The organism is Chryseobacterium sp. AG363, from assembly GCF_003610675.1.
Classification (GTDB): Bacteria; Bacteroidota; Bacteroidia; order Flavobacteriales; family Weeksellaceae; genus Chryseobacterium; species Chryseobacterium cucumeris.
The window spans coordinates 383056-394492 of the sequence record NZ_RAQF01000004.1; the positions used below are offsets into that span (position 1 = coordinate 383056).

11 protein-coding genes are annotated in these 11437 nt (G+C 35.8%); 5 read left to right on the forward strand and 6 right to left on the reverse strand.

Annotation, left to right across the window (positions count from 1 at the left end):
- The first annotated feature begins 96 nt into the window (after positions 1-96).
- Positions 97-1416, forward strand: coding sequence for a hypothetical protein (locus DEU39_RS18030; RefSeq protein WP_120232865.1), 1320 nt, complete (start codon positions 97-99; stop codon positions 1414-1416).
- 59 nt (positions 1417-1475) lie between these two features.
- Here the strand turns inward: DEU39_RS18030 and gap are convergent, their stop codons facing one another.
- From gap to DEU39_RS18050, 4 genes are all read right to left on the reverse strand, one after another.
- Positions 1476-2480 (reverse strand): type I glyceraldehyde-3-phosphate dehydrogenase, encoded by a 1005-nt coding sequence (gene gap / locus DEU39_RS18035; protein ID WP_047096698.1) that lies wholly within the window; start codon positions 2478-2480, stop codon positions 1476-1478.
- A 32-nt stretch (positions 2481-2512) separates the two neighbouring features.
- On the reverse strand, positions 2513-3499 hold the full coding sequence (gene pfkA / locus DEU39_RS18040; protein WP_120232866.1) for a 6-phosphofructokinase: 987 nt from the start codon (positions 3497-3499) through the stop codon (positions 2513-2515).
- A gap of 83 nt (positions 3500-3582) precedes the next feature.
- Positions 3583-4461 carry a DUF4846 domain-containing protein gene (locus DEU39_RS18045; protein ID WP_120232867.1) on the reverse strand — a complete coding sequence of 293 codons (879 nt, stop codon included), beginning with the start codon at positions 4459-4461 and terminating at the stop codon, positions 3583-3585.
- Between the two features lie 62 nt (positions 4462-4523).
- A complete protein-coding gene (locus DEU39_RS18050; protein WP_120232868.1) occupies positions 4524-4874 on the reverse strand; it encodes a winged helix-turn-helix transcriptional regulator in 351 nt (116 codons plus the stop codon).
- 94 nt (positions 4875-4968) lie between these two features.
- Between DEU39_RS18050 and DEU39_RS18055 the strand changes: the two genes are divergently transcribed.
- Positions 4969-5769: a DNA alkylation repair protein gene (locus DEU39_RS18055; protein ID WP_120232869.1), complete on the forward strand. Its 801-nt coding sequence runs from the start codon at positions 4969-4971 to the stop codon at positions 5767-5769.
- Between the two features lie 322 nt (positions 5770-6091).
- Here the strand turns inward: DEU39_RS18055 and DEU39_RS18060 are convergent, their stop codons facing one another.
- Together DEU39_RS18060 and DEU39_RS18065 are read right to left on the reverse strand one after the other, a co-directional pair.
- Complete coding sequence (locus DEU39_RS18060) at positions 6092-6850, reverse strand: TIGR03915 family putative DNA repair protein (RefSeq protein WP_120232870.1); 759 nt, start codon at positions 6848-6850, stop codon at positions 6092-6094.
- A 152-nt stretch (positions 6851-7002) separates the two neighbouring features.
- Positions 7003-8262: a putative DNA modification/repair radical SAM protein gene (locus tag DEU39_RS18065; RefSeq protein ID WP_120232871.1), complete on the reverse strand. Its 1260-nt coding sequence runs from the start codon at positions 8260-8262 to the stop codon at positions 7003-7005.
- Positions 8263-8418: 156 nt separating this feature from the next.
- Between DEU39_RS18065 and DEU39_RS18070 the strand changes: the two genes are divergently transcribed.
- The 3 genes from DEU39_RS18070 to DEU39_RS18080 all read left to right on the forward strand — a co-directional run bounded on the left by DEU39_RS18070 (position 8419) and on the right by DEU39_RS18080 (position 11372).
- Complete coding sequence (locus DEU39_RS18070) at positions 8419-9747, forward strand: hydroxymethylglutaryl-CoA reductase, degradative (protein WP_062676276.1); 1329 nt, start codon at positions 8419-8421, stop codon at positions 9745-9747.
- A 229-nt stretch (positions 9748-9976) separates the two neighbouring features.
- Positions 9977-10984 (forward strand): hypothetical protein, encoded by a 1008-nt coding sequence (locus tag DEU39_RS18075; protein ID WP_228436836.1) that lies wholly within the window; start codon positions 9977-9979, stop codon positions 10982-10984.
- A gap of 1 nt (position 10985) precedes the next feature.
- Complete coding sequence (locus tag DEU39_RS18080) at positions 10986-11372, forward strand: DUF423 domain-containing protein (protein ID WP_062676274.1); 387 nt, start codon at positions 10986-10988, stop codon at positions 11370-11372.
- The last annotated feature ends 65 nt before the right edge of the window (positions 11373-11437 follow it).

Here is an 11437-nt window from a genome sequence, read left to right on the forward strand (position 1 = left end):
GCTATCTAGGAAAAACTTTTATGAAAAATACCACAAACGGGTAATTTACTTGTGTTTATATAATTTGAAACTTTGTGTAAAACAAAATTAATAACCATGAAAACTTATTTATTACTACTATTTCTGCTTGGGTGTGTGGGAATGGTAACTGGGCAGAAAAATATTGTTAAAACAGATTTAGAAAAACTATCTGAACGATTAGATGAATTAATAAGAATAGATAAAGAATATACAAAGGAAAGATTAAATGATGCTAATAATGATAGAGGAGCTTTAGTAAGCTCTTATACATTTACTCAACTTGTCAAGAAAGATTTTTCTATGCTAATTACGGGATCTTCGGAAAATGCTCAAGTTGGAAATTATGCAGCTCTTTCTGTAGATAAGGAAGAACAAAGCTTTTCATTTAGTCCAATTAATTATATTATCAATGGAAATGATGGTACAAAGAAATTTAAGCATATGTTAGGGATAAACACAAGTGGAAAACTTAATAATGATGGCTTTTTTGATTTTTCAAATAGAAAAAAATTACAAGTAGGAGGGAGTTGGACTGCTCTTTGGTTTTCAAAATACTACCATACATTCCCACGCAAACAAGAAAAGTATTCAAAAATTTATGATTTAGCAAAAGCAAATGTCATGAAGAAAGTTAATAATATTAACGGACTAAAAATTGAGAGTAGTACAATAGATATTAAAAGTTATGAGGAATTATATCACCAAGAAGTTGAGAGATATGAGTTAGAAGCATATAAAAATGTATGGAGTGCAAAGTTTCTTGCTTGGACGAAACTTGATGTTGGATATGCTGAAGATAAATTAAAAATAATAGATAGCATTAATATTCAAAATTCAGTTTTAGAACCTATTAATAAAAATATTAGAGGTGGTTATTTCTCATTGTCAGGAAGTGTTTTTTATGGTTTGAGAAATGGATGGGGATTTTACTTGAACGCCCAACTTTCATATTCAAGAAAAACTTCTCTGTCAGAGATCTTTTCAACAGTAGATTGGAATAAGATTCAATATGGTAGTGGAACAAATAATACAGTGTATTATGATATAGGGGAACAGAGTGTTTATATTGCAGATCTTACTAAATTTGAAAAACAATATAAAAAAGATGTATCAATACAAATGTTATGTTTTGTTCCTATAGGTCAAAGAAATTTAGTAGGTTTAGATTTAGCATATCAAAATAAAGAATTTATCACTCCAGGCACTAAAACTTTTACAAGTAATAAAAATATTTATAGTGTTGGAATTATGTTCCCATTAAGAGATAAAGAAGGTAAAACTACTATAAATATTGAACCTTTTTGGAGATCAACATCTTTTGATAATTATGATACAGGACTAGATGAAAGTTTTTGGGGTGTAAAATTTGGAGTTCCGCTTAACCAATTATTTTAAAGATAACAAAAAAACCTTCCCATCGGGAAGGTTTTATATTATTTATCGCTTATTACTTATTATAAAGAAGCAGCGTGTACAAGCATATCAACTAACTTGTTAGAGTAACCCATTTCGTTGTCATACCAGGAAACAAGTTTTACGAAGTTAGGAGAAAGCATGATACCAGCATCTTTGTCGAAGATAGAAGTTCTCTTATCTCCTACGAAGTCCTGAGATACTACAGCCTCTTCAGTATATCCTAGGATACCTTTCAATTCACCTTCAGAAGCAGCTTTGATAACTGAACAGATTTCTTCATAAGAAGCAGCCTTTTCAATTCTCACTGTTAAATCTACCACAGAAACGTCAACAGTTGGTACTCTGAAAGACATACCCGTTAATTTTCCGTTTAGTGAAGGGATTACTTTTCCTACCGCTTTAGCAGCACCTGTAGAAGAAGGGATGATATTGTTCAGAGCAGCTCTACCACCTCTCCAGTCTTTCATTGAAGGACCGTCAACAGTTTTCTGAGTAGCTGTTGTAGCGTGTACAGTAGTCATCAAACCTTCTACGATTCCGAAGTTATCGTGGATTACTTTAGCTAAAGGAGCTAAACAGTTTGTAGTACAAGAAGCATTTGATAAGATTTTGATATCATCAGTAAGTTCCTTGTGGTTTACACCCATTACGAACATTGGAGTATCATCTTTAGACGGAGCAGAAAGGATTACTTTCTTAGCACCTGCAGTAATGTGTTTTGCAGCGCTTTCTTTATCTAAGAATAAACCAGTAGATTCTACTACGTAATCTGCGCCGATTTCATTCCACTTTAGGTTGCTTGGATCTTTTTCAGCAGTTACTCTGATTTTTTTCCCGTTTACTACAAGGTCATTTCCTTCTACAGAAACTTCACCTGGGAAAATACCGTGTACAGAGTCATATTTTAACATGTAAGCCATGTATTCTGCATTGATTAGGTCATTGATTCCTACAACTTCAATGTTGTCTCTTTCAGTCATTGCTCTGAAAACAAGACGTCCAATTCTACCAAAACCGTTGATACCTACTTTAATTGTTGACATAATAGTTTGTTTTTATTAGATTATAAAAATAATTAGATTGCTAAAATTTCTGAAATCAGTAAAAGATCTTTATTGATTTCATTATGTTTTTTAATGGCTTCTTCAATTGGCGTATACGTCAGATCGTTGGAACGCATTCCTGCCATTACATTGGTTTGTCCTTCCATTAATCCGGTTACAGCACCATAACCCAGTCTGCTGGCCAAAACTCTGTCTGCACAGCTTGGAGAGCCTCCTCTCTGCATATGTCCCAAAATCGCTACACGAATGTCATAATCAGGGAAGGTTTGTTTGGTTTTTTCTGCAAGCTCATAAACGTTGGCTAGTTTTTCACCTTCTGCAACCACCACAATACTTGATGCCTTTCCGGTTTTTTCAGCATCCCTGAATTTTGTGAAAAGCTCATCAATACTGTCTTTTTTCTCAGGAATTAAGATATCCAGAGCTCCTGTTGCCAATCCACTGTTTAAAGCAATAAAACCAGCATCACGACCCATTACTTCCACAAAGAAAACCCTGTTGTGGGAAGTTGCTGTGTCACGGATTTTGTCAATGGCATCCATTGCAGTATTCAAAGCAGTGTCGTAACCTATGGTATTGTCTGTACCGAAAATATCGTTATCAATAGTTCCCGGGATACCGATTACTCTGATTCCGAACTCTTCATTAAAGATTTTGGCACCAGTAAATGTTCCGTCACCTCCGATACATACCAATCCGTCAATTCCCAGCTTTATACAGTTGTCGTAAGCTTTCTGACGGCCTTCTTTAGTTCTGAACTCAGCAGATCTGGCAGACTTTAGAATCGTTCCACCCTGGTTGATTATATTTTTTACGGAACGAGCTCCCATTTTCAGGAAATCATTGTTGATAAGACCATTGTAGCCTTCTCTTACTCCGTAGCATTCGATATTATAATAATTGGCGGTTCTTACTACCGCTCTTAATGCCGCATTCATACCCGGAGAGTCACCTCCTGAAGTAAGAACTGCAATTTTTTTTACAGCACTCTCTTTCATCAAGTAAAAAATTTCGAACACAAATTTACAAAAACAAGTTCAGATTATCGTAGTAAGTTGCCAATAGTTTTGAATATAAATTATTAAAAGCTTCTGAAGTTTGTAGGTTTAAAAAAATATCGTGCAGTTTTCGTCTCCTCAGCATGGATATCAAGGTCGTACCAGGGTGTAAAATAGGGATTAAACGGATTTGAAAGTACATGAACGGATTGCGCCGGGGTGAATCCTTCACTTAATAAGAATAATCTTTTTCCTTCCTTATTCCGGCAGACACCGGAAATAAAAACAATGTGTCCGGGACTTCCCGGTGTGATTAAAATATCTCCTGTTTTCAGATCTGAATTTTTTGTGACCGGTTTGGTTTCCTTATTTAATGAAATTGTTCCTGCATAATTGAAAATCAGGTCCAGATAATTTCTGAAACTTTGGTAAGAATCATCAAAAGGCATGGTTTTTCTAAAGCTGACTGAATTTCCGCTTACAAAAGCTCTCGTTCCGTTTTTATAATCATTCCAGCTGAAAAGATCACCGCTTGTAAAATGAAATTTAATTTCGTTAAATTTTTTTGCCTTATAAAGATATTCAGCTCTCATTCGGATGGCGGCATCAGCACATTGCTGCAAATCTTTATTTCCGGTATCAATATCAAAAACTGCTTCATGGAGATGCTGGGTGGAGATAGGCGTTCCATCGTATTTTAAAATCCGACTTCCGTAAGGTTTCAGTGTGAAATTTTCAATAAAATGACCGAAAGAACCAGGTTTTTCTTCTATCCACTCATACCCTTCCGGGGGAGAAAATCTTTCCCGAATTGTATTTTTATTTTTATTGATTTTTAAAGCATTTTCAGCAATTAAATGCTCATTTTTATCTGGTTCAGGTAATAAACGGTCTGATATTTTTTCTTTTGTACAGCCTATGTAAATGAGAATAACAATGATTCCTGTGATAACTTTTTTCATGCGTTTTAGTGAGCACAAATATCATTTTTTTTCACCTATCTGCCAATATCTTATTTGAAAATTTATCGGTTCAACGACTCCTCTTTTTCAGGAATCAATAATTTTCCCCAATCATTCAGCTGCCAGAGGATTTTCACCAGTTTTTCCCCAAGTTCTGTCAAAGTATATTCTACTCTTGGAGGAAGTTCATTGAAAGACTGTTTCGTTAAAATACCATCTTCCACCATTTCACTCAGCTGCTGATTGAGAACCCTGCGGTCCACTTTAGCAATACCTCGTAAAAATTCACTGGGACGTTTTTTTCCTTCATTGATCTGCCAGACAATAGGAATTTTCCATTTTCCACTGATGGTATTAACAGCAACTTCCAACGGACATATTTTATTTTCTTCAGCTCTTTCCTTTGTTTCCATAAAATTGACTTTTTTATCCCAATGGGGGAAAAATGTGCGGTATTGTTTTTCTCCACCCACTTTCAGACTTTTGTAAAGGTAATCATTAAATAGTATGACAGAAAAACGAAAAGGAGCCCTCTGCATCAAAGATATTCCAACGGATATTCTGGAACAGCTGAACAGAGGAGAAATTGAAACCGCCAATCTTACGGAATGGCTGGCAGTAGATCAAAGGCTGCTGTTGGAAAATCTGCTTTTACAGAATGATCGTAAGGAATATTTGACACCCGTTTTAGAAAATGTAAACCAGCTGAAAAAGCAAACTGTCAATACCATTAATGAAACAATAGGAATTGGCTTACTTAATCTGGCTGTGAAAAATAAGGATAACGAATTTCTTTTGAAATTGTCAGTTCATCCCGCAGATCTGGTACGTTGCTGGGCAGCTTATACGATTGGAAGAAATAACGATTTACAACTTAAGGAAAAATTAAACAAAATTCAGCCATTTGCTTCTGACTCTCATTTTGGAGTGAGGGAAATCTGCTGGATGACGGTGCGTCCGGATATTTCCAAAAACCTGGACGAAAGTTTATCTATATTAACAAAGTGGACCGCGCATGATAATGAGAATGTAAGACGTTTTGCCAGCGAATCCACAAGGCCAAGAGGTGTGTGGTGTGAACATATCGATGCTTTAAAACAGAATCCAGGGCTTGGACTGGAAATACTGGAATCTTTACGATCTGATTCCTCCAGATATGTGCAGGATAGTGTAGGCAACTGGCTGAATGATGCCAGCAAATCTCAACCCGAATTTGTAGTGGAAATCTGTGATGAATGGCTTCGGGAAAGTCCGACAAAAGAAACACAGTATATCGTAAAGAAAGCTCTGCGAACTCTTAAAAAGTAAGAGTTATCCACAAAATAAAAATGTTGATTTAGTTTTTGATCATATAGGTCACAGATTTACATGGCTTTACGTCATATTTATATATTCTTTTTTCCCGGGAAGTGCCTTTATTTGCTTAATTTCTGTATGAAAAAGAACACTGATATATTTTCAATGTTAACTATATGTTAACTGGAAAAAGTTATCCACAATATGAGTTTTCAATTAATGTGGATTCTATCTCCCATAAAATGAACAGATTAAAAAATATGGGTCAAAAAAGAATTTGGAATCGCAGCTTTTATCATCCAAATAAAAAGTTATCCACAATATGGAATTCCGGCTACCATTTTTCAGTCAGATATTTCCAGTACCTTTTCGGAACATGCTGAATATGCAGTTTCATATTTTTTCTTTCCACAATATTGGTTTTCGTGAAATAACGCTGCCAAAGTAGCTGATAGCTCTTTTCCTCATCATGGAACTTCTGTTGATAATGGTTAAGATCAAGTTTTTCATCAGGGTAGAAAAATTCACAATCGTTCAGATTATATAAAAGGCCATAGTTTCTTCGAAGATCGTAGATCATCCATTTCTGATCCTGATATCGGTCTTTAAAATGTTTTCTGATTAAAGGAAGAACATTGAAATCGGGATCTATTTTGGAGAAAAAAACACCATCCTGCATTTTTTCAAAGCGGACAAATGCAGTCATCCTATGCCTTTCCCTGTCTACCGATTTGCAGATTTTTGAAATTTTTAAAACATCAGAATCGGCAAAGTTTTCAAGAATATTAATTTCAGGTTTTTTCACCGACTGCCTTACTGCGGATAAGATGAGGTTTTCCAGATCCGGATCTTCCGATAAAAAAACTTTTAAAAGTTTGTAAACGCCCTGTTTACCAATATTCTGCTCCAGTTTATTCAAAACCCTTTCAGACTTGTCTGGTTGAGTAATTACTTCGTGAATTTCTGCAAAAATGTTTTCCTGATGAAATCTTTCACTGCTTGCAATCTCCACATCTTTATAACGGTATTCGAAAACTTCAAATATTGCAGTGAAAAGACCATCGAAACTTCCATCGTAGAGTAGGGTTGTCATGTGTTGAATTAAAATTTGCATGTGCTTGTCATTCTGAACGAAATAAAATGAAGTGAAGAATCTAGAGATTCTTCCTTCGTCAGAATGACAGTCGTGCTGTATTATAAATTAGTGTCCATTTGTGAAAATATTGGTGTCATTTGTGTTTAAAATCAAAACAAAGTCAGCTGTTGCGAAAACTGGTTATGAAATTTGGATGAGCTTCCGCCTATGAGCAGCTTTCTGAAATTTTTATCCGTCAAATATTTCAGGTAGGCATTTCCCGCAGTAAAATCAATAAAATATTTTGCCCGGTTCACAGCTGCTCCGAGTTTTTTCAAATGATCCATGGTCAAAATCTGAAAACGTCTTGCACTCACAATTTTCTGAGCTGTTTTCACTCCGATTCCGGGAATTCTTAAAATCATCCGGTATTCGGCAGTCTGGAGATTCACCGGGAACTGATCCAGATTCCGCAATGCCCAGCTTAATTTAGGATCCATTTCCAGATCAAGAAAAGGAACATTCGGATCTAAAATTTCTTCCGCTTTAAAACCATAAAATCTCATCAGCCAGTCCGACTGATACAGTCGGTTTTCCCGAAGCATTGGAACTTCCGTCGTTAAAGAAGGCAGTCTCTGATCTTCCAACACCGGAACATATCCGGAATAATACACCCTTTTCAGATTAAAATTTTTATAAAAATGATCGGCAACTTTGATGATCTGCAGGTCGTTTTCATTGGTTGCTCCTACGATCATCTGTGTAGATTGTCCGGCAGGCGCAAACTTGGGAACTTTTTTCAGAATTTTCTTTTCATCCTTATACTGAATAATTCCTTTTTGGATATATCGCATCGGGCTGATCATATCCTGTCTGTTTTTTTCAGGGGCCAGCAATTTTAATCCACTTTCTGTAGGAATTTCAATATTTACGGATAACCGATCTGCGTACAAAGCAGCTTCCTGCATCAGATCATCACTTGCCCCGGGAATAGATTTTAAATGAATATACCCGTTAAAGTTCTCTTCCAAACGTAGCTTTTTGGCAACTCTTACAAGCCTTTCCATGGTTGTATCTGCATTTTTGAAAATTCCTGAGCTTAGAAATAACCCTTCAATATAATTTCGACGGTAAAAATTGATGGTAAGATCTACCACTTCTTCTACCGTAAAAGCAGCTCTTTTGATATCATTGGAACTTCTGGAAACACAGTAAGCACAATCATAAATACAGTGATTGGTCAATAAGATTTTAAGCAAAGAAACACATCTGCCGTCTTCTGTATAGGTATGACAGATCCCGCTTGCAGAACTATCTCCTAATGCTCCTTTTTTATTTTTTCTTGTACCTCCGCTTGATGAACAGGAAACATCATATTTCGCTGCATCAGCAAGGATTTCAAGCTTTTCTTTAAGACGGTCAAAATTCATATTTAAAATGCTTTGATATGTTTTGTATCTGGATTGTAATTTAATTTTATTCAAATTTAGTTCCAAAATTGATAAAAGTCAATCTTTTTTCATATAAGTTATCAACAAAAAAGAGTCTCAAAATCATTATATTTACGGCTCATTAAAGTTTATATCATGAATCATAAACCAATCGAAGGTTTTTCCAAGCTTCCTAAGCAGGGGAAAATCGAATGGCTCGTAAACGAATATCTTGAAGGAAACCAGGAATATCAAAATATATTAAAACAATACTGGAATGATGATGCAGATCTTCAGAAGCTTCACGAAGAATTTTCTGAAAATACCATCTCCAATTTTTATATGCCGTATGGAATTGCTCCAAACTTTTTAATCGATGGAAAACTGTTGGCGCTTCCAATGGCTGTTGAAGAAAGTTCAGTAGTAGCGGCTGCTTCCAAAGCTGCCAAATTCTGGATCGATAAAGGAGGTTTTAAAACAACGATTATCAATACTGAAAAACTGGGGCATACCCACTTTATTTTTAATGTAGAACCTCACAAATTATTACATTTCTTTAATTTCAGTTTAAAGAAAAAATTATTTGAAGCCACAGAAGATATCACCGCGAATATGAGAAAACGCGGTGGAGGTATTTTAAATATCAGCCTGGTGGATAAAACAGCAGAAATGCCGAATTATTACCAGCTGAAAGCAAGCTTCGATACCGTAGATTCAATGGGAGCGAACTTTATCAATTCATGTCTTGAGCAGTTCGGAAAGACTTTGAGACAGGAAGTTGCTACCAGTGAAGATTTTACTCAGGAAGAAAAGAATTCACTACAGATTGTGATGAATATTCTTTCCAACTTTACGCCTGACTGTATCGTAAGAGCTGAGGTTTCGTGTAAAATGGAAGATTTAAAAGATGACAGTGGAATTTCTCCGGAAGAATTTGCTTCTAAATTCAAACAGGCCGTTACCATTGCAGAAATAGAACCTTACCGTGCGACTACTCATAATAAAGGAGTAATGAATGGAGTAGATGCTGTTGTAATCGCTACCGGAAATGATTTCCGAGCTACGGAAGCCTGTGCACATGCGTATGCTGCAAGAGACGGACAATACAGATCTTTGACTCACTGTACAACAGATAACGGAATTTTCAGATTCTGGATTGATCTTCCTATTTCTGTTGGAGTTGTGGGAGGACTTACCAATCTTCACCCTTTGGTAAAATTCTCTCTGGCACTTCTTGGGAAACCTTCCGCACAGGAGTTGATGAGCATCCTGGCAGTTTCAGGTCTTGCACAAAACTTTGGAGCTTTACGTTCTCTGGTAACCACTGGAATTCAGAAAGGACATATGAAAATGCACTTATTGAACATTCTGAATCAATTGGGAGCCACTGAAGAAGAAAAACAGCATTTTGTCACGTATTTTAAAGATAAAACGGTGAGCCACCATGAGGTGATCAACGAGTTTAACAGAATGAGAGGAAACTAATGTTACAGATCATTTTGCCCATAGTATTTCTTCTTTTTGGATTTTTTCTAAAGAAAACAAACCATGAAGGTTTCAGAAGTTCCAAGAGATTTGCCAATATGTTTATCATACTGGGGATTTCTACATTGGTGGCCAAGTTCATTTTAATGTACTTAAAATCAAAATAGTGAAAAGGAGTATTGTATTTTTTTTATTGATTTCGGGGTTAAGTTTTTCACAACAGCAAAAAGTGAAAATAAGTAATCTGCAGCCTAAAACTGAAGATGCCGTTTTTCCGGTTGTTTCTTATTCTGAAAATCCTCGGGTAGAAAATAAAATCAATACATTTCTCCAGGTAGATCAGCTGGAATATGTTCCGGGATCTGGCGGAAATCCTTTTAAACTGGCTTCTACAGCCACCAATTCCTATTCAAACTATCTTTATTTTTATAGTTGGGATAAGATTGAAACGCCTAAGAATATTCTGAGTATTGCCATAGATGGTGAAGCTTCGGGCGCTTATCTGGAGGGTTTTCTGATCTGGAAGAATTTTGATCTGAGAACAGGAAACTTTATCAATGCCAAAGATTTATTTCAACCGGGTTCAGTGAAAACTGTTGAGGGAATTATTCAGAAAAGAGTAAAGAAAAGAATTTCTGATTTTCTTGTTACGCTGAAAGCTGAGAAAAATCCGGCAGAGGAAACTCAAGATCAGATCGCTATGTATGAAGACTGTTTTACGGAACATACTTTGGACGGTATCCGATATTTCTTTGGGAAAGACAAGCTGACTTTTGTTGCCGGAAGATGTTCCAACCATGCCATGAGAGCTTTGGATGACCTGGGCAGTCATGAAATAGAATTTTCCTACAAAGAGCTGGAAAAATACTGGAGTCCTTATGTGAGAAATTTAATTTCCGGTTCTGAAAAAACAGAGATGACCAGTCTTACTAATAAATTGTATAAGGGGAAGATTGCTGGAAAGTACCCCATTACTGTTTTGATCAATGAGGTATATGATGATGGTTCATTTTCTGCAAAATACTGGTATGATAAAAATAAAAAACTGATTGAGTGGAACGGAAAGATAAAAGGTAATCATATCTCCATCATAGAAAACGATTATTATAGTGAAGAAACCAACCAATGGATTTTCAAAGCCTTGGTGGAAGCAGATTTGCAAGGCAGGAAAATTATAGGAACCTGGCAGGATCATAAAACAAAAAAATATTTAACCCTAGAATTAGAAGAGTTATAAAATGAAAACAATTACTTTAGTTTTTGGAGCAGTTTACGGAATGGTTTCTGTAATCCTTGGTGCATTCGGAGCACACGCTTTAAAGAAAATATTAGCTGTGGAAAGACTGGAAAGTTTTGAAACAGGAGTAAGATACCAGATGTATGCAGCTTTTTTCCTGCTGATCATCGGATATATCTTAAAATTTGAAACTTCCGCTGAAAAATGGACTTCCATTTTAATGATTGCAGGAACATTTTTATTCTCAGTAAGTATCTATTTCTTAAGCATGCAGGATTATCTGGGAATGAATCTTAAATTCTTAGGCCCTATCACTCCGCTTGGAGGTCTGATGATGATCTTGAGCTGGGGAATGCTGATCTTATATTTTGCCAAAAACAGAATATAAGAATGAAGATTAACAGAAGAAAAAGGTTAATACGAACATTCAATCTCTTAGATTAACCTATCAGA